The sequence below is a fragment of the Ruegeria marisflavi genome (genome assembly GCF_025673445.1).
Taxonomy (GTDB): Bacteria; Pseudomonadota; Alphaproteobacteria; order Rhodobacterales; family Rhodobacteraceae; genus Ruegeria_B; species Ruegeria_B marisflavi.
This window is the reverse complement of sequence record NZ_JAOVQN010000014.1, coordinates 18474-37321: the sequence shown is the minus strand read 5'-3', so window position 1 is coordinate 37321 and position 18848 is coordinate 18474. Positions and strand designations below refer to the sequence as shown.

The following is an 18848-nucleotide window of genomic DNA, read 5'->3' as shown; positions in this document are numbered from 1 at the left end:
TGCCTGTGGCTGGTTGCGGATGCCTCCGGCGGGAGTATTTTCAGCGAAATGAAGGGACGGGAGGAATTGTGATGACGGTGAACGCGGAGCGGTTTCTGGAGGATCTGCACAAGCTGCGCAGCTTTGGCGCCGCAGGGGTGGGCAAGGGCGTGGTGCGACCGGCCTATTCCGAGGCGGATATCGCGGCGCGCCGCTGGCTGGCGGGCCGGATGGAGGAGGCGGGGTTGCAGGTGCGCTTTGACCCGGTCGGCAATCTCTTCGGCCTGGCAGAGGGGCCGTCGCTGCTGATGGGATCGCATTCCGACAGCCAACCCGAGGGCGGCTGGCTGGACGGCGCGCTGGGGGTGATCGCGGCGTTGGAGATTGCCCGCAGCAGCGCCCGCCCGGTCTCGGTCGTCAGTTTCCAGGACGAAGAGGGTAGGTTCGGCGTCACCACCGGGTCGGCGATCTGGTCCGGGCACCTGCCGCTGGTCGAGGCGGATGGGCTGAGCGATCACGCAGGCGTGTCCTTTGCCATGGCGCGCGCGGCAGTGGCGGATCTGGCGGGGGATTTTGTCGACCCGTCGCAGTTCACCGGTTTTGTCGAGATGCATATCGAACAAGGCCCGACGCTGGATACAGAGGGCGAGCAGATCGGGGTGGTCAGCGATATCGTCGGTATCCGCGACATGAAGGTGACATTCGAGGGCCAGCAGAACCATGCTGGCACCACGCCCATGCACCTGCGCCGCGACGCGTTCCAGGCGTTGTCCGATTTCAACGCGCGGCTGGGCGAGCGATTCCGCAATGTGGTCACCCCGCGCACCGTCTGGACCATCGGCCATGTCAACCTGCATCCCAATGCGTCGTCCATCGTGCCGGGGCGAGCGCGGTTCTCGATGCAGTGGCGCGATGGTGACACGGCCCGGCTGGCGCGGATGGAGGAGATCATTCGCGCCACCGCACAGGAGGTGGCGGAGGCGCGCGGCATGAAGCTGAGCTTTGGCCCGCTCCTGGGTCTGGAACCGGTGGCGATGGATTCACAATTGCGCGCCGCTCTGGAAAAGGGGGCCCAGGCGGTCGCGCCGGGGCGCTGGCGGTCCATGCCCTCGGGCGCGTTGCACGATGCCACCAACGTGTCGCGCCTGATGCCGGTGGCGATGCTCTTCGTGCCGTCGATCGGCGGGATCAGCCACGATTTCGCAGAGGATACTGACGAGGCAGACCTTGTTGCCGGGTTGAGGGTTCTGGACCAAGCCGTTGCCGCGCTGGACCAGAGCAAGGAATTACCGGTCTCCTGCCATTTTTCAGCCGCGTTCCTTTGGCAATCTCTGTGTGTCGACAATTGAGAGATTTGCGAGGGCCAGTCGTCCATGTTTCGGAAAATCATTGTTCTGTTAGGCCTGAGTGGCCTGCTTTTCGCCTGTCAGGACAGCGTTCGGCATAATCAGGATGCCCGGATCCTGGCGATTGGCGATTCGCTTCTGTCGTGGAACTCCGCCTTTGGCAGTTCGGTCCCCGATGTAATTTCCAAGGAGCTGGGTCAGCCGGTTGTCGACCGCTCTGTGAGCGGCGCATGGATGTTGACGCGGGATGGTGACGAGGAAGGCCGGGGCGTAAACGTGCCCTACCAGTACGAGCAGGGCGCCTGGGAATGGGTTGTCGTCAATGGCGGCGGCAATGACCTGCTGTTCGGGTGTGGTTGCGGCCGCTGCGACACTGTCATGGACCGTCTGATATCGACCGATGGCTCGGCGGGGCAGATACCCGATCTTGTCCGCCGTATCCGTGCTGACGGTGCAAGGGTGCTCTATACAGGATATCTGCGCAGCCCCGACCTGCTGACCCCGATCGAGCATTGCAAGAATGACGGAGACGAGCTTGAGGCGCGGATCGCCCGGTTGGCTGCGGCCGAAGACGGGGTGTATTACGTCTCGATGCAGGATGTCGTGCCACCCGGCGGTCTGACCTATTTTGCTCCCGACCTCATCCATCCCGCGCGCAAGACCAGCCGCAAAGTGGGCGAGCGGCTGGCCTCGGCGATCCGTCAGTTGAACGGGCGCCCCTAACCCAATAGCAGGATTTCGCTGGGCCCGGCGCTACGGCGCAGAGCATGCAGGTCGGCCAAGTCCGGATCATTGATCCAGGCCCGTGCAGCCCCGGCATCCGGAAAACTCAGGATTGCGACAACATCCGGTACTTGTGGCGCACCGTCCAGGGCGCTGGCGGCCGGTGTGGCCTGCTCGACCTTGCCGCCATGGCGGGCCAGCGCCGCACCGGCGCGGTCACGATAGGCGGCCAGGGCGACGGGGTCGGTGACGGTGGCTTTAAAGACTGCATAGATCATCGGCTCTTCTCCTTGTTGCAGATACTTTGGAACGTAGTGATACTGAGACATGCGGAAAACGCGTGTGTTTGCACGATATACATGCGAAAATGCATGGCATGGATGCGGATTGGGAAGATCTTAGAACGGTTCTGGCCGTGGTACGCGGGGGCACTCTGGCAACGGCGGCCACGATACTTGGGGTGAATTACACCACCGTGGCGCGCCGAGTACAAAGGGCCGAGGCGGCGCTGGGCGAAACCCTGTTTGATCGTCTGGCCGATGGCTATCGCCCGACCGAAGCGGGGCGCATGGTGGCGGATCATGCCGCTGGGATGGAAACTCGCCAGCAGGATCTGTTCCGCCGCCTTCAGGGCCGAGATCAGAGCCTTGGCGGCAGGTTGGTGATAACCGCGCCTCAACTTCTGGTCGGTCCGCATCTGGCTCCTGTCATGGCACGGTTCACTGACCTGCACCCATTGGTGGACCTCCACTTGCGTGCCACCAACGACCTCCTCGACTTGACCCGGCGCGAAGCGGATCTGGCCATTCGCATAAGTCGCAGCCCCGGCGACAGCCTGACCGGTATCCGGCTTTGCGCGCAACAGGCGGCGAGCTTTGCCGCGCCGCAGGTGGCCGAAGCTATTGCGGTCGATCCAAACGCCCCCGTTGACTGGATCGCCTATGAGCAGACACCGCGCGTGCCAGAGGCCGTGCTCGGCAGCTTCCCAAACACCCGCCTGAGATACGTGTTTGATGACATGGTCGCGATGGTCGGTGCCGCGCAAGCCGGTCTGGGCGCGGTGCGGATGCCGATGTTCCTGGGCCGCGCCACGCCGGGGCTGGTACAAGTGCCGCTGCTGCCGCCGCAACCCTATGCCGACATCTGGGTGGTCGGGCACCGGGACGTCTGGCGCGCAGCCAAGCCGCGCGCCTTTCGCGAGGTCTTGATACCCTGGTTCCGGTCCCGCCGGGCTGATTTCGTGGCGTGAACCAGAACCGCGTTAGATCGTTCCGAGCAGCCGCAACGCCAGGGCGACCGACGACAGCGCGGCCAGGGCAAAGGCCAGGGTTCTGAGCACCGGGATACCCAGGCAATAGATGATGTAATGGGCGAAAATGCCCACAAAAAACGTCATCGCCAGCGTGCCGGGATAGGCATCTTCGGGCATCCTGATCATCGCCATCACGGCCAGCGGCGCAAAGGCGGCAAAGGCCTGGATCGCCACGTTATGCGCCCGCATCGCCCGCTGTGCCCAGGCACTTTGCGGAACGGCGTTCGGATCATAGTTCGCCATGGCGCCCATCAGGCCACGGATCATGATCCGGTCAAGGATATAGGGCAACCAGGCGATAGCCACCCAAAGCGCGGTCAAAGCGGTATAGAATTCGAGTGTTGTCATGATATGCGTCCCTCCCACCGGAAACATACCATATTTTGTGCCACTTTGCGCGTGAGAAATGCGCCGGTCAGCCCCGCGCGATCAACAATATGCGCCGTTCCACCCGAACCCTGCCGCGCGCCTCGTGCAGCTTGGCCCGTGCCGCCGTCAACCGCTGCAAAGCCCGGTCGCGCTCGTCATAGAGTCGGCGGACCCGCGATCCCGGATTGCCGATCATCAGGTATCCCCGACCGATCGCACCGGGTATCAGCAGTGCCGCCTGCTCCAACCCTTGCCGCCATGCAATGTCGGCCCGGACATAGCGGCGCATGGCCTTGTCCAGCATGCGTCTGCGAATCTCCAGATATGGGTGCATTGCAGCCTCCCTCCCAAAGGAACTGCGGCGGGCGCTGGCCCGCCTGTGCTTCGGTCCGCGCATGTTCATGCTACCGTCGGTGGCCGGTCCCGGTCAACCTGGCCTAGCGCCAGCTGACATCGCCCAGAAAGATATATCCCGCCCCATAGATCGTCTTGATCAGACGCGGGTTCTTGGGGTCTTCGCGCAGTTTGGTGCGCAGGCGCGAGATGCGCACATCCATCGCCCGGTCAAAGCTTTCGCCCGCAGCACCGCCCAGGGCCTCCTGCATCTGCGCCCGGCTGATCAGTCGCTTGGGGCTCTCCAGAAACAGCCGCAGCACCTCGCCCTCGGCATGAGAGAACGGGGTCTCGGCGCCGCTTTCATCCTCCAGCGCATAGCGGTCGAAATGCGCCGTCCAGCCGTTGAAGCTGGCGATATCGCCGCCCTGCACCTCACCGCGCATCCCGTCGCGCAGCCGCGCGCGGATACGCGCCACCACCTCGGCCGGGTCAAACGGCTTGGTGATGTAATCGTCAGCCCCCAGTTCCAGCCCGGTCACCCGGTCCTGCACCTGCGCCCGGCCCGAGATGATGATCACCGTCGCCCCCTGTTCCAGCGCCAGCCGGTGCACCAGCGCCAGACCGTCGGTATCGGGCAGCGACAGGTCCACCAGGCAGACATCCGGCGTCACCCGTTTCAGCGAGGCCTCGAATTCGCGGGCACGGGAGAAGCTCTGGGTGCGGAACCCGGCCTCGGCCAGCGCTTCGGTCAGGATCAGCCGGATTTCCGGTTCGTCGTCCAGGATGGTCACGAGAGGGGCGGTCATGTCGTCTCCTCAGAGCGGATCAGCGCGGCCAGTTGCGCGCGGGTAAAGGGCTTGCGCAGCACCGGGCCGCGGGTCAAGGCCTCGCGGTGCAGCGGATCGGACAGTGGCAGCGAGGTCATCAGGATACAGGGCAGCGCGCGCGGCAGGCGTTTCAGCAGGTCGATACCGGTTGCGGCCCCCTCCAGTTTGATGTCCGACAGGACCAGCGCGATATCCTCGATGTCGGCGGTCAGCGCGCTGGCCTCGTCGACCGAGGTCGCCTCGATCACCGTATGCCCCAGATCGACCAGCATGTCGCGGAAGGTCGCGCGCAGATCCTCGTTATCTTCGACCAGCAACGCCAGCCCGCCCTGCGTGGGCGGCGCGGCACGATAGGGCAGGCGCAACGTGACAACCGCGCCCGTGGGGGTGTTGCCCAGCCGCATGTCGCCGCCCGCCAGCTTGACCATGTCATAGACCATCGGCAGGCCCAGCCCCGACCCCTCGCTGCCCTTGGTGGTAAAGAACGGGTTCAGCCCGCGCTCCAGCGCCTCCTTGGAAAATCCCGGGCCTGTGTCGGTTACCGCGATCTCGATCCAGATACGGCCGATGGCATGTGCGCTGACCGCGATCAGCCCGTTGGCGCCGCAGGCGTCGCGCGCGTTCAGCACCAGGTTCAGCAGCGCATCCTGCAACATGCCCGCATCCAGCATCAGCGCCTCGTCCGGCGTGTGGTCCAGCACGCTCAGCCCGATGCCGCGCGGCAGGGTGGGGGTGGCCAGCAGCTTGAGGTCATCGAGCAGCCCGTGCATGTCGGTGGCCCGTGGCCGTAATGTGCGGTTGCCGGTCATGTCGGCGATCCGGTTCAGCAGGCGTCCACCCCTCTGCGCGGTGGCCTGGGTTGCGGCCACCAGTTCGGCGGCCTCTTCGGGCAGGTCCATCTTCTCCATCTTCGACATCATGCCCAGGATGATGGTCAATAGGTTCGAGAAATCATGCGCCAGCCCGCTGGTCATCTGCGCCGCCATTGCCCTGCGGCGGGATTGTTGCAGCGCGACCCGGGTCTGGGTTTCGGTGGTCACATCCATCGACAGGATATAGACCCCGCCGGTACCATCGGGGGTAAACGCCACCCGGATGCGCCGCCCGTCATGCGCCTCGTTGAACTCGAAAACCGGACTGTCCCCGCCATAGGCGGCCTGAAGATGTGGCTCGATCTTGGCAAAGGCCTCCGGCCCCAGCGCCTCCGAGATATGCAGCCCCAGGATGTCCGAGGGCCGCCCAGGCATCACCGCGCTCAGCCGCCGGTTGGAATAGGTGTAATGCCCGTCCCGATCCACATGGGCGATATGGGCCGGCATCATCTCGGTGGTCAGGCGGGTGCGTGCCTCGATCTCGGTCAACTGCCGCTGCGCCTCTTCCAGCGCGCTGATGGTGGCGGCCAGCTTGCGGTTGGTGGTGCTCAGCTCCTCGGCATGGGCCAGGAGCTGGCCCGACAGTTCCTCGGACCGGGCGCGCAGCAGCTCTTCTACCCGCTTGGTCCGGGTGATGTCGGTATAGACGGTCACCCATCCACCCTGCGGCAGGGGCGCGCCCTCGATCGAGATGACCTGCCCGTTGACGCGCGTCCGTTCGAAATAATGCGGCACAAAGGCGCGCGCCTGCTGCACCCGGTGCCGGACCAGCGCGTCGATGTCGGCGACCTCGCCATAATCGCCGCGCTGGGCGAGATAACGGATCGTGTCGTCGAACCGCGCACCCGGACGGATCAGCCGGTCGGGCAGATGAAACATTTCCTGGAAACGGCGGTTGCAGACCGCCAGTCGCAGGTCATTGTCATAGATGGACAGGGCCTGGGCGATCAGGTTCAGCCCGGCCGAGGTCATCGTCTTGATCCACTGTTCGCTTCTGTCCACGGCGTCTGGCCTCCCTCACTCTCTGCCTAGCACCACAAAATTCGTCAGAACAAGGGGCGGCGGTCCCGGGGGATACCGTGTCGCGGATACCGAATGGGCGCTGTTACAATTCGTAAGAATTGGGAAAACATCACGAAAACTTTCCCCGCGACCAATGGCGCTGTTCCTGATCTGGGGCAGAATCGCAACGGTCCGTCAGGGTCACGCGGTCACGTCCGGCCCGAAGGAGCGGGTCGGAATGGGGAGGAGAGAGACATTGGTCCAGTCGCAGTCGGGCGCTGGGGGGCTTCAGTCCCTTCCGGCGCTGCTTCACCGCAACGCAACCCAGTTTGGGAATGCCCCGGCTTACCGGGAAAAGGAATTCGGCATCTGGCAATGCTGGACCTGGGCCGAAGCCGCGGCCGAGATTCGCGCCATGGCGCTGGGTTTTCTGGAGATCGGCGTCGAAAAGGGCGACCACATCGCCGTCATCGGCCGCAACCGTCCGGCGCATTACTGGTCGATGGTCGCCGCCCAGATGGTCGGCGCCGTGCCGGTGCCGTTCTACCAGGACGCGGTGGCCGAAGAGATGACATATGTCATGGAGCATTGCGGCGCCAAATACATCGTCTGCGGTGACCAGGAGCAGGTCGACAAGGTCATCGAGATCCAGGAGAAGGTGCACCAGGTCAAGCACATCCTCTATACCGACAAGCGCGGGATGCGGAAATACGACCACTCCCAGATGAACGCGCTGCATGACATCATGGCCGAGGGTCGCGCCGGGCATCACCGGCTGGACGCCGAACTCGACCGCCGCATCGCCGCGATCACCTATGACGACACCTGCGTGATGCTCTACACTTCGGGCACCACGGGCAAACCCAAGGGCGTGGTTCTGTCCAACCGCAACGTCATCGAAAGCGCCAAGAATTCGGCGGACTTCGATCACCTGACCCGCGGCGAGGATATCCTCTCCTACCTGCCGATGGCCTGGGTGGGCGACTTCATCTTCTCGATCGGACAGGCCTATTGGTGCGGTTTCTGCGTGAACTGCCCCGAAAGCCCCGACACGATGATGACCGACCTGCGCGAGATCGGCCCGACCTATTTCTTCGCCCCGCCACGGGTGTTCGAGATGCAGCTGACCAACGTGATGATCCGGATGGAGGATGCAAGCCCCCTGAAACGCCGGATGTTCCACCACTTCATGGCCCATGCCAAGAAGGTCGGCGGTCGCATCCTGGACGGCAAGCCGGTCAGCTTCGGCGACCGCCTGAAATACGCGCTTGGCAACTTTCTGGTCTACGGCCCGCTCAAGGATACGCTGGGCTACAGCCGGTTCCGCGTGGGCTACACCGCGGGCGAGGCGATCGGGCCGGAAATCTTCGATTTCTACCGCTCGCTCGGCATCAACCTGAAACAGCTCTACGGCCAGACCGAGGCGACCGTGTTCATCACCGTCCAGCCCGATGGAGAGGTGCGTGCCGATACCGTCGGCGTGCCCGCGCCGGACGTCGAGATCAAGATCGACGAAAAGGGCGAGATCCATTACCGCTCGCCCGGCGTCTTCGTCGAGTATTACAAGAACCCCGAAAGCACCGCCTCGACCAAGGATGCCGAAGGCTGGGTCGCAACCGGCGACGCGGGCTTCATCGAGGAAGGCACGGGTCACCTGCGCATCATCGACCGCGCCAAGGACGTGGGCAAGATGGCCGACGGCAGCATGTTCGCGCCGAAATATGTCGAGAACAAACTCAAGTTCTATCCCGACATTCTCGAGGCCGTGCTGTTTGGCAATGGTCGCGACCGTTGCGTCGCCTTCATCAACATCGACCTGACGGCGATCGGCAACTGGGCCGAGCGCAACAACATCGCCTACGCCTCGTACCAGGAACTGGCAGGACACCCGCGCGTGTTGGAAACCATCACCAACCACGTGGAAGAGGTGAACAAATCCGTTGCCGCCGACGCCATGCTGTCGGGCTGCCAGGTGCATCGCTTCGTCGTCCTGCACAAGGAGCTTGATGCCGACGATGGCGAGATCACCCGGACCCGCAAGGTGCGCCGCGGCTTTGTCGAGGACAAGTATGCCGACATCATCGCCGCGCTTTATGACGGCTCCGACAAGGTCTCGACCGTGACCGAGGTGACCTATGAGGATGGCCGCAAGGGCGCGATCAAGGCGACGCTGACCATCTGCGACGCCAAGGTCCAGCCCGTGGCACAGCACAAGGTGGCCGCTGAATAAGCGCCGGCAGGGCGCGCGGCCCGCGCCCACCGCACTGGACCCCGGTCCGACAGACAAGGGAGACACCGATGCTCGACGCATCTGAGGGATACATCACCGAGGACGGCCGCAAGATCGGCGGCGTGGTGATGGAAATGAAGAACATCACCCTGCGGTTTGGCGGCGTGGTGGCGATCAAGGACATCAGCTTTGACATCCGCGAGGGCGAGATCCGCGCGATCATCGGCCCGAACGGTGCCGGCAAGTCCTCGATGCTTAACGTGATCTCGGGCTTTTATGTGCCGCAAGAGGGCGAGGTCTGGTTCCACGGCAAGAAGCGCCCTGCGATGCGCCCCTATGAGGTGGCCCGCCAGGGCATCGCGCGCACCTTCCAGAACATTGCCCTGTTCGAGGGGATGAGCGTTCTGGACAACGTGATGACCGGGCGGCTCAACTTCATGAGCGCGGGCCTGCTGAGCCAGTCGATCTGGCGCGGCAAGGCCGAGCGCGAAGAGGTCGAGAACCGCGAGGCGGTGGAAAAGATCATCGATTTCCTCGAGATCCAGCACATCCGCAAGACGCCGGTGTCGCGCCTGCCCTACGGCCTGAAAAAGCGGGTCGAACTGGCCCGTGCGCTGGCCGCCGAGCCCAAGCTCTTGCTGCTGGACGAGCCGATGGCGGGCATGAACGTCGAAGAGAAAGAGGACATGAGCCGCTTCATCCTCGACGTGAACGACGAGTTCGGCACCACCATCGCGCTGATCGAACACGACATGGGCGTGGTCATGGACCTGAGCGACCGTGTGGTGGTGATGGATTACGGCAAGAAGATCGGCGACGGCACACCCGACGAGGTGCGCAACAACCAAGAGGTCATCGACGCCTATCTGGGGGTGGCACATGACTGATCTTCACCTGAACGACACGATGAAAACCGGGGGCGCGGGACATGTCTGATCAACTGATTTATGCCACCGAGGTGATCCTCAACGGCCTGATGGCGGGCGTGCTCTATGCGCTGGTGGCGCTGGGCTTCGTGCTGATCTACAAGGCGTCCGGCATCTTCAACTATGCCCAGGGCGTGATGGCGCTGTTTGCCGCCATGACCCTGGTGGGGATCATGAACGGCCAGGTGCCCTTTGCGCATCTGATCAACGCGACCTTCGGGGTTCATGTCACCCATTTCGGCTGGACCATTCCGGCGCTGCTGGCCATCCTGCTGACGATGGGCGTGATGATCCTTCTGGCCTGGGCGGTGCAGCAATTCGTGATGCGCCACCTGGTCGGGCAGGAACCGATCATCCTGTTCATGGCCACCATCGGGCTTGCCTATTTCCTCGAAGGCGTGGCCGACCTGATGTGGGGCTCCGAGATCAAGACGCTGGATGTCGGCTTGCCGCAGGGCCTGAACGTCTGGATCGACGACACCACCTACGGCATCTTCGGCTACGGCTTCTTCATCGACAATCTGGATATCGTGGCGACCGTGATCGCGGCGCTTCTGGTGGCGGCGCTGGTGGCCTTCAGCCAGTACACCAAGCAGGGCCGGGCGATGCGCGCGGTGGCCGACGATCACCAGGCGGCGCTGAGCGTCGGTATCTCGCTGAACTTCATCTGGGTGCTGGTCTGGTCGGTCGCGGGCTTTGTCGCGCTGGTCGCGGGCATCATGTGGGGCACCAAGTCGGGCGTGCAGTTCTCGCTGTCGCTGATCGCGCTCAAGGCGCTTCCGGTGCTGATGCTGGGCGGCTTCACCTCGATCCCCGGCGCCATTGTCGGCGGGCTGATCATCGGGGTGGGCGAGAAACTGTTCGAATTCGCGGTTGGCCCGCTGGTGGGCGGCGCGACCGAGAACTGGTTCGCCTATGTTCTGGCGCTGATCTTCCTCGTGTTCCGGCCGCAGGGCCTGTTCGGCGAGAAGATCATCGAAAGGGTCTGAGGCTCCGGTGGGCGACCCCGTTGCGCGTGCCGCGCAACGAGACCCGCCCGCCCGGAACCTTCGCAAGGAAGGGAGGAGACGGATGAACAAGCTGATCGCCATCGTCAATGTCGTCGCCTGGTCGGGCTTCTGGGCCTTTGGCTATATCGCCCTGACCGCGCAGGATCTGAGCGACCATCAGCTGATCACCGCCAGCTTTCTGGCCTTTGCCGGGTTCATCATGGGGATCGTCGCATATCCGCGGCTGGTCCGGGCCGCCGAAGCGAGCGGCTATGCGAAAAAGACAAATCAACTCGACACCGCGGCCCGCAACCGCGCGCAGTCCGAAGGGGGCATGTAAGCGATGTTCTACCGTGAAGCCGGAGATTTCAAAACCTCCTACCAGTCCGACAGCCAGACCTTTCCGATCAAGTTCGACCGGTATCGGTACTACGTGGTTTTGGTGGTGGCCTTCGGGATCATCCCGTTCATCATCAACGACTATTGGGCGAACTCGCTGCTGCTGCCGTTTCTGATCTATGCCATCGCCGCGATCGGGCTGAACATCCTGGTGGGCTATTGCGGCCAGGTCAGCCTAGGCACCGGCGGGTTCATGGCGGTGGGCGCTTATGCCGTCTACAAGCTGATGACCGCCTTTCCCGAGGTGAGCATGTTCATCCATGTGATCCTGGCCGGTGGCATCACCGCTGCCGTGGGGGTGCTGTTCGGCCTGCCCAGCCTGCGGATCAAGGGGTTCTACCTTGCGGTGGCAACTTTGGCGGCGCAGTTCTTTCTGGTCTGGCTCTTCAACCGGGTGCCGTGGTTCTACAACTATTCCGCCTCGGGCCAGATCAACGCGCCCGAACGGGAAGTGTTCGGTGTCATCATCACCGGCGCCAATGCGCCGGCCTGGGCCACCTACCTGTTCTGCCTGGTCTTTCTGACCCTCTGCGCCCTGATCGCCCGGAACCTGACCCGCGGCACCATGGGCCGCACCTGGATGGCGATCCGCGACATGGACATCGCGGCCGAGATCATCGGTGTGAACCCGCTCAAGGCCAAGATGACCGCCTTCGCCGTCAGTTCCTTCTTCATCGGCATCTCGGGCGCGCTGTTCTTCGCGCTCTACCTCGGAGCCGTCGAAGTGGGCGAGGCCTTTGGCATCCAGAAATCTTTTCTGGTGCTGTTCATGGTGATCATCGGCGGTCTCGGCTCGATCTTCGGCTCGTTCGCGGGTGCGGCCTTCCTGGTGCTGCTGCCGGTGGTGCTCAAGGTCGTCGGCGCGGACATGCTGGGCTGGCCCACGGATATCGTGGCGCATCTGCAACTTGTTATCGTCGGTGCGCTGATCATCGTGTTCCTGATTATGGAACCCCACGGGCTGGCGCAGCTGTGGCGCGTGGCCAAGGAAAAACTCAGACTCTGGCCCTTCCCGCACTGATGCGGACAGGTCCAACCCGATACGGGGGGCGGTTCCCCCCGTACACCAACATCGGTCTAACCAAGGGAGGAGACACCCGATGAAGATGAAACTGGCAACCGTGGCGCTGAGCGCCCTGATCGCCGCTGGCCCGGCACTGGCTGACCTGACATTCCCGTCGCTCAGCTATCGTACCGGTGCCTATGCCGCGGGCGGCATTCCGTTCGCAGACGGCTATGCCGACTATTTCACCCTGCTCAACGAGCGGGACGGTGGCATCGGCGGCGTCAAGGCCAACGTGCTGGAATGCGAAACCGGCTACAACACCGAGAAAGGCGTTGAATGCTACGAGTCGACCAAGGGCCAGGGCGCCCTGGTGTACCAGCCGCTGTCGACCGGTATCACCTATCAGCTGATCCCCAAAGCCACCGCTGACGGTATCGCAATCCACTCGATGGGCTATGGCCGTACCTCTGCCAAGAACGGCAAGGTGTTCTCGAACGTCTTCAACTATCCCGCCAACTACTGGGATGGTGCCTCGGGCGCGGTGAACTACCTGCTGGAAATCAACGGCGGCGACATCAAGGGCAAGAAGATCGCCCTGGTCTATCACAACTCTGCCTATGGCAAGGAACCGATCCGCACCCTGGAAGAGCTGAGCAAGAAGCATGGCTTTGAACTCAGCACCCTGCCGGTCGACCATCCGGGCCAGGAGCAGAAATCGCAGTGGCTGCAAATCCGTCGCGACAAGCCCGACTATGTGCTGATGTGGGGCTGGGGCGTGATGAACCAGGTCGCCGTTCAGGAAGCCGCCAACATCCGCTTCCCGATGGAAAACTTCATCGGCATCTGGTGGTCGGGTTCCGAGAACGACGTGTTGCCCGCCGGTGATGCCGCCAACGGCTACAAGGCGCTGACCTTCCACAACGTCGGCACCGATTTCCCGCTGTTCGACGATCTGAAGAAATACGTGATCGACGCGGGCAAGGCGGCGGGTGCCGGTGACCAGGTCGGTACCGTGCTCTATAACCGCGGTCTCTATGCCGCCATGCTGGCAGCCGAAGCCGCCAAGAAGGCACAGGAGATCTCGGGCAAGGCCGACATCACCGCCGCCGACATGCGCGACGGCATGGAAGCGCTGGAGATCACCGAAGCGAAGATGGCCGAACTGGGCCTGCCGAACTTCGGTCCGACCTTCTCGGTCAGCTGCGAGAACCACGGCGGCGACGCCCTGGTGGGTGTGACCCAGTGGGATGCGACGTCCAAGACCTGGTCGCTGATCTCGGACTTTAAACCGACCGACGGCGAGGTCATCGGCGCGCTGATCGAGGAAGACTCGAGCGCCTACGCGACCGAGAACAACATCGCGCCGCGCTGCAACTAAGCGCAGGACCGGGCCCGGGATCCGGGCCCGCATCGAACCCGGGACGGCGGTCCGCCGCCGTCCCACCCCGATCATCCCCGGCAAACCGGGGCCAATGAGGACAAGCGCGGATGCTGGATGCGGCAAATACCACGGATGCGCAGGTGGAAACCCTGCTGGAGGTCAACAATATCGAGGTGATCTACAATCACGTGATCCTCGTGCTTAAGGGTGTCAGCCTCACCGTGCCCAAGGGCGGGATAACCGCGCTGCTGGGTGGCAACGGCGCCGGCAAGACGACCACGCTCAAGGCGGTGTCGAACCTGCTGCATTCCGAACGCGGAGAGGTGACCAAAGGGTCGATCAAGTATCGTGGCGAGACCATTCACGAACAGGACCCCGCCGCCCTGGTGACCAAGGGCGTCATCCAGGTGATGGAAGGCCGCCATTGTTTCGAACACCTGACTGTCGAGGAAAACCTGCTGACCGGCGCCTATACCCGCAAGGATGGCGGCGCCAATATCCAGCGTGACCTCGAGATGGTCTATAACTACTTCCCCCGCCTCAAGGAGCGCCGCCGCAGCCAGGCAGGCTATACCTCGGGCGGTGAACAGCAGATGGTGGCGATGGGGCGGGCGCTGATGTCGCGGCCCGAGACCATCCTGCTCGACGAGCCCTCGATGGGCCTGGCGCCGCAGCTGGTCGAAGAGATCTTCGAGATTGTCCGCGACCTGAACCAGAAAGAGGGCGTGTCCTTCCTGCTGGCCGAACAGAACACCAACGTGGCGCTGCGTTATGCCCACTACGGCTATATCCTGGAATCCGGTCGCGTGGTGATGGATGGCCCCGCCAAGGAACTGCGCGAGAACCCGGATGTGAAGGAATTCTATCTCGGCATGTCCGATGAGGGCCGCAAGAGTTTCCGCGATGTCCGCTCCTATCGCCGCCGCAAGCGGTGGCTGAGCTGATGAGGGATCATGCCATGACCCATTTTGATGCACTCGAAACCCGCTCGGCCGATCAGCGCGCCGCCGATCTGGCCACGGCCTTGCCAGAGCAGATCGCCCGCGCGAAAACCGCGCCCGGTTTTGCCCGTTTGCTGGCCGATATCGACCCGGCCGCGATCACCGATGCCCTGGCACTGGCGACGCTGCCGGTGCTGCGCAAGTCGGAACTCAGCCGGTCGCAGGGCGAACACCCGCCCTTTGGCGGCTTTACCGTCAAGCCCGCGCACGGGTTCGCCCATGTGTTCCAGTCTCCCGGTCCGATCTATGAACCGGGCGGCACCGATCACGACTGGTGGCGCATGGGGCGCTTCCTGCATGCCGCCGGTATCGGGCAGGGTGATATCGTGCAGAACTGCTTTGGCTATCACCTCACACCCGCCGGAATGATCTTTGAAAACGGCGCCCGGGCTGTCGGGGCGGCGGTGCTGCCCGCCGGAACCGGCCAGACCGAATTGCAGGTGACCGCCGCGCAAGACATCGGCTGCACCGCCTATGCCGGTACGCCCGATTACCTCAAGGTGATCCTGGACAAGGCCGAAGAGATGGGCGTCACGCTCAGCTTCACCAAGGCCGCCGTGGGCGGCGGCGCGCTGTTCCCGTCGCTGCGCAAGGAATATGCCGACCGTGGCATCTCGTGCCTGCAATGCTATGCCACCGCCGATCTGGGCAATATCGCCTACGAAAGCGCGGCGATGGAGGGGATGATCGTCGACGAACACGTGATCGTCGAGATCGTCACTCCCGGCACCGGCACGCCGGTGGCGCCGGGCGAGGTGGGCGAGGTCGTGGTGACCTCCCTCAATCCCGACTACCCGCTCATCCGCTTCGCCACCGGCGACATGTCGGCGGTGATGGCGGGCGCCTCGCCCTGCGGCCGCACCAACACGCGGATCAAGGGCTGGATGGGCCGCGCCGACCAGACCACCAAGATCAAGGGCATGTTCGTGCGCCCCGAGCAGGTGGCGGCCTTGGTCGACAAGCATTCCGAAATCGTCAAGGCGCGGGTGATCGCCACCCGGGTGGGCGAGATGGATGCGATGACGGTCCAGATCGAAAGCCCTGGCGGCGACAGCAATGCCTATGCCCGTTCGGTCGCCGAGGTACTCAAGCTGAAAGGCGCGATCGAGGTCGTGGCCCCCGGAAGCCTGCCCAAGGACGGGCTGGTGATCGAGGACCAGCGCCGCTACGACTAGGCGCCTGACCGTATCGGACAACAGGACCCCGCGCCGTGGCGCGGGGTCCTGTTCAGCCCTCGGGCGCAAAGACCGCAACCGGATCGGCCACGCCCTTGACCACGTGCCGCCCCTTGTCCCGGTATCTCCGGCTGGACAATTGCGTCACGTCGCCGGTGACCAGAACCGGTTCTTGCAACGCAGCGCACAGCCCCTCGACCCGTGCCACAAGGTTGACCGCCGCGCCGATCACGGTGAAATCCAGCCGTTCGCGCCCGCCGATATTACCATAAAAGACCTCGCCCAGATGCAGCGCCACACCGATGCGCACCGCCTCGGGCCAGTCCGGCGCCGCCATCGCCGCCCGCAAGTCATCCACCGCCGCCTCGGCGCGGGCAACCGCGCCTTCGGCATCCTGTTCAACCGGAAAAATCCCCAAGACCGCGTCGCCGATGAACTTCAGCACCTCGCCGCCCCGGTCCAGAATGGCCCGGGTGACGCCTTCGAAAGCCTGGTTCAACAGGCCGATCACCTGTTCTGGCGGGTGCTCCGATGCGATCCGGGTGAACCCCCGGATATCGCTCATCCAGATCACCGCGCGGATCGTGTCACCGTCGCCGCGATGGATCTGCCCCTCCAGCACCCTCTGGCCCGCACGCTGGCCCACGAACGTATCCATCAGCGTCTGCGCCAGCCGCCGCTGCACATGATGCTCGACCACCACCGCAAGCGGCGGCACCAGGTCACGCAACAGCGCGCGTTCGTCTGCGGAAAACCCGCCCGCCCGCTTGGTCTGGAGCGTCAGCCCCTTGTAACTGCCATCGGCAAAGGGCAGCGCCAGCCCCAGGTAATGGGTGAAGCCATCCGCCCGCAATTCTGCCCCGATCCCGTATTCGCCGGGCTCGGCCACCGCGTCCAGCCGCCAGTCGACATCCTTGCCCCGGGCATAGATCGGATACATCGGGCTGTTGTGCAGCCGCTCCAGTCCGACCTCGTCCCAGATCAGCTCATTCTCCTTTGCGCCCGCGCCCGGCACCCAGATCGAGAAACTCGAACGCGCGATCGGATGCATCAGCGGCGCGCCTATGGTGGCCCGGTCGATGCGCAACCCCGCCGCCATCAGCCGCTCGACCAACCCGTCCAGCACCGCCGCCAAACCGGCCTCGGCCCGCGCCCCGGTCAGCAGCCATCGGGTGATCTCGGCAGAGGTCCGGGTCGTCGTCATCGCGGCATTCCGTGGCAGAGGCGCAAAATCGCGCGGTAGGCACTGGTATTTCCGACTAATCTGGTCGATTAAGGGACAAAAGCAACCCCGTACCAGACCCACCATGGCCGAGATCCAGTATTCAGAACACGGTTCGCGCCGCCGCAATGCGCTGGGAACCCGCGTTCTGGGCGGGCTTGCCTATGCCATTGCCGCAGCCTGCCTGTTGCCGATGGTCGCCGTCGCGCTGGCGGCGCTGACCGGTGGGACCGATACGCTGGGCCACCTGATGTCCACGGTGCTGCCCGGATACGCGGCGACCACGCTGTTGCTGGTGCTGCTGGTGGCGGCCGGAACCTTCTGCCTTGGCGTCGGCGCGGCCTGGCTGGTGACGATGACCCGCTTTCCCGGCGTCCGCCTGATGGAGATTGCGCTGGTCTTGCCGCTGGCCTTCCCGGCCTATGTGCTGGCCTATGCCTATACCTTCGTGCTCGATCATCCTGGCGTGGTGCAGACCACCCTGCGCCAGCTCACCGGCTGGGGACCGCGCGACTACTGGTTCCCCGAGATCCGCTCGACCGAGGGCGCGGCGGTGATGCTGATCCTCGTGCTCTACCCCTACGTCTACCTGCTGGCGCGCGCCGCCTTCCTGCAACAAAGCGCCACCGCCTATCTTGCCGCCCGTGCGCTGGGGTCCAGCCCCTGGGCGGCGTTCTGGCGGGTGTCGCTGCCGATGGCCCGGCCCGCCATCGCCGGTGGCGTGCTGCTCGCGGTGATGGAGACCATCGCCGATTTCGGCACCGTGGCCTATTTCGGCGTGCGCACCTTTGCCACCGGCATCTATACCAGCTGGTTCTCGATGGCAGACCGCGCAGCGGCGGCACAGCTTGCACTGTGCCTTCTGGGCTTTGCCCTGTTGCTGGCAGTGGCCGAACGCACCCAGCGCGGCAAGGCGCGCTATTACCAGTCGGGCCGCCGCCACGCTGCCATGCCCGCGGGCGAGCTGAAAGGCTGGCGCGCCGCGGCTGCGCTGACGCTCTGCGCCATTCCCGTCCTGCTGGGCTTTGTCTTGCCGGTGGTGATCCTGGTCCTGATGGGGCTGGAATCGGAACAGGACCTGCTGTCGCAGCGCTATATCGGCTTTATCCGCAATTCGTTGATCCTGGCGGGCACGGCGGCCGTTGTGACGGTGACGGCCGCGATCTGCGTCGGTTTTTTCCAGCGGCTCCGCCCCGGGCGCTCGGCCCAGATTTCGGCCTATCTCGCCCGGCTTGGCTATGCGGTGCCGGGGGGCGTGATCGCTGTGGGCCTGATGGTGCCCTTCGCCTCGTTCGACAACGCGCTCGACGCCTGGATGCGGGCCACCTTCGGCGTCTCCACCGGCCTTTTGGTCACCGGCTCGATCTGGCTCTTGGTTGCCGCCTATATGGTGCGCTTCCTGGCCGCTGCGCTCAGCGCCTATGAGGGGGGGCAGAGCACTGTACACGCCAATATGGACGCCGCCGCCCGCTCGCTGGGGCAGACGCCCTTTGGCACGCTGCGGCGTATCCATCTGCCGATCCTGACGCCTTCGCTTATGACCGCGCTGCTCATCGTCTTTGTCGACGTGATGAAGGAACTGCCCGCGACTCTGATCATGCGGCCCTTCAATTTCGACACGCTGGCGGTGCAGGCCTATCGCCTGGCCAGCGACGAACGGCTCGAAGGTGCCGCCGTGCCCTCGCTGGTGATCCTCGCTGTGGGCCTCTTGCCGGTGATCCTGATCTGCCGCCAGGTCGGCCGCGGAAAGTAA

18 protein-coding genes are annotated in these 18848 nt (G+C 64.2%); 12 read left to right on the top strand and 6 right to left on the bottom strand.

What is annotated here, in order from left to right; genetic code table 11:
* Nucleotides 1-71 precede the first annotated feature (71 nt).
* Both OEZ49_RS14065 and OEZ49_RS14060 read left to right on the top strand, forming a co-directional pair.
* The gene (locus OEZ49_RS14065; RefSeq protein ID WP_263388901.1) at nucleotides 72-1328 is read left to right on the top strand and encodes a Zn-dependent hydrolase; all 1257 of its coding nucleotides are present in this window, start codon (nucleotides 72-74) and stop codon (nucleotides 1326-1328) included.
* 24 nt (nucleotides 1329-1352) lie between these two features.
* Nucleotides 1353-2048, top strand: a complete 696-nt coding sequence (locus OEZ49_RS14060) for an SGNH/GDSL hydrolase family protein (RefSeq protein ID WP_263388900.1) — start codon at nucleotides 1353-1355, stop codon at nucleotides 2046-2048.
* Here the strand turns inward: OEZ49_RS14060 and OEZ49_RS14055 are convergent.
* A complete protein-coding gene (locus OEZ49_RS14055) occupies nucleotides 2045-2326 on the bottom strand; it encodes a DUF1330 domain-containing protein (protein WP_263388899.1) in 282 nt (93 codons plus the stop codon). The genes OEZ49_RS14060 and OEZ49_RS14055 overlap by 4 nt on opposite strands.
* Nucleotides 2327-2424: 98 nt before the next feature.
* Here OEZ49_RS14055 and OEZ49_RS14050 point away from each other — a divergent pair, with 98 nt between their 5' ends.
* On the top strand, nucleotides 2425-3297 hold the full coding sequence (locus OEZ49_RS14050) for a LysR family transcriptional regulator (protein WP_263388898.1): 873 nt from the start codon (nucleotides 2425-2427) through the stop codon (nucleotides 3295-3297).
* Nucleotides 3298-3309: 12 nt separating this feature from the next.
* Here OEZ49_RS14050 and OEZ49_RS14045 read toward each other — a convergent pair whose 3' ends face one another.
* From OEZ49_RS14045 to OEZ49_RS14030, 4 genes are all read right to left on the bottom strand, one after another.
* Nucleotides 3310-3708, bottom strand: a complete 399-nt coding sequence (locus tag OEZ49_RS14045) for an MAPEG family protein (RefSeq protein WP_263388897.1) — start codon at nucleotides 3706-3708, stop codon at nucleotides 3310-3312.
* A 67-nt stretch (nucleotides 3709-3775) separates the two neighbouring features.
* The gene (locus OEZ49_RS14040) at nucleotides 3776-4063 is read right to left on the bottom strand and encodes a hypothetical protein (RefSeq protein WP_263388896.1); all 288 of its coding nucleotides are present in this window, start codon (nucleotides 4061-4063) and stop codon (nucleotides 3776-3778) included.
* 103 nt (nucleotides 4064-4166) lie between these two features.
* Nucleotides 4167-4871 (bottom strand): response regulator transcription factor, encoded by a 705-nt coding sequence (locus tag OEZ49_RS14035; RefSeq protein WP_263388895.1) that lies wholly within the window; start codon nucleotides 4869-4871, stop codon nucleotides 4167-4169.
* Complete coding sequence (locus tag OEZ49_RS14030; protein ID WP_263388894.1) at nucleotides 4868-6766, bottom strand: hybrid sensor histidine kinase/response regulator; 1899 nt, start codon at nucleotides 6764-6766, stop codon at nucleotides 4868-4870. Before OEZ49_RS14030 ends, OEZ49_RS14035 begins: the two co-directional genes overlap by 4 nt.
* Nucleotides 6767-7022: 256 nt before the next feature.
* On the opposite strand from OEZ49_RS14030, the gene OEZ49_RS14025 reads away from it, so the two are divergent.
* The 8 genes from OEZ49_RS14025 to OEZ49_RS13990 all read left to right on the top strand — a co-directional run bounded on the left by OEZ49_RS14025 (nucleotide 7023) and on the right by OEZ49_RS13990 (nucleotide 15873).
* Entirely contained in the window at nucleotides 7023-8996 is a 1974-nt protein-coding gene (locus tag OEZ49_RS14025; RefSeq protein WP_164131099.1) for an AMP-binding protein, read from the top strand.
* A 68-nt stretch (nucleotides 8997-9064) separates the two neighbouring features.
* Nucleotides 9065-9883, top strand: a complete 819-nt coding sequence (locus OEZ49_RS14020) for an ABC transporter ATP-binding protein (RefSeq protein ID WP_263388893.1) — start codon at nucleotides 9065-9067, stop codon at nucleotides 9881-9883.
* A 41-nt stretch (nucleotides 9884-9924) separates the two neighbouring features.
* Entirely contained in the window at nucleotides 9925-10911 is a 987-nt protein-coding gene (locus OEZ49_RS14015) for a branched-chain amino acid ABC transporter permease (RefSeq protein ID WP_164131103.1), read from the top strand.
* Between the two features lie 82 nt (nucleotides 10912-10993).
* On the top strand, nucleotides 10994-11251 hold the full coding sequence (locus tag OEZ49_RS14010) for a hypothetical protein (RefSeq protein ID WP_263388892.1): 258 nt from the start codon (nucleotides 10994-10996) through the stop codon (nucleotides 11249-11251).
* A 3-nt stretch (nucleotides 11252-11254) separates the two neighbouring features.
* Nucleotides 11255-12331, top strand: a complete 1077-nt coding sequence (locus OEZ49_RS14005) for a branched-chain amino acid ABC transporter permease (RefSeq protein WP_164131107.1) — start codon at nucleotides 11255-11257, stop codon at nucleotides 12329-12331.
* 79 nt (nucleotides 12332-12410) lie between these two features.
* Nucleotides 12411-13694: an ABC transporter substrate-binding protein gene (locus OEZ49_RS14000; protein ID WP_263388891.1), complete on the top strand. Its 1284-nt coding sequence runs from the start codon at nucleotides 12411-12413 to the stop codon at nucleotides 13692-13694.
* Nucleotides 13695-13804: 110 nt separating this feature from the next.
* Complete coding sequence (locus tag OEZ49_RS13995) at nucleotides 13805-14641, top strand: ABC transporter ATP-binding protein (protein ID WP_263388890.1); 837 nt, start codon at nucleotides 13805-13807, stop codon at nucleotides 14639-14641.
* Nucleotides 14642-14655: 14 nt separating this feature from the next.
* Nucleotides 14656-15873 carry a phenylacetate--CoA ligase family protein gene (locus OEZ49_RS13990; protein ID WP_263388889.1) on the top strand — a complete coding sequence of 406 codons (1218 nt, stop codon included), beginning with the start codon at nucleotides 14656-14658 and terminating at the stop codon, nucleotides 15871-15873.
* Between the two features lie 52 nt (nucleotides 15874-15925).
* On the opposite strand, the gene OEZ49_RS13985 is transcribed toward OEZ49_RS13990, so the two are convergent.
* On the bottom strand, nucleotides 15926-17077 hold the full coding sequence (locus tag OEZ49_RS13985; protein ID WP_263388888.1) for an adenylate/guanylate cyclase domain-containing protein: 1152 nt from the start codon (nucleotides 17075-17077) through the stop codon (nucleotides 15926-15928).
* A 103-nt stretch (nucleotides 17078-17180) separates the two neighbouring features.
* On the opposite strand from OEZ49_RS13985, the gene OEZ49_RS13980 reads away from it, so the two are divergent.
* Complete coding sequence (locus OEZ49_RS13980) at nucleotides 17181-18848, top strand: ABC transporter permease (RefSeq protein ID WP_263388887.1); 1668 nt, start codon at nucleotides 17181-17183, stop codon at nucleotides 18846-18848.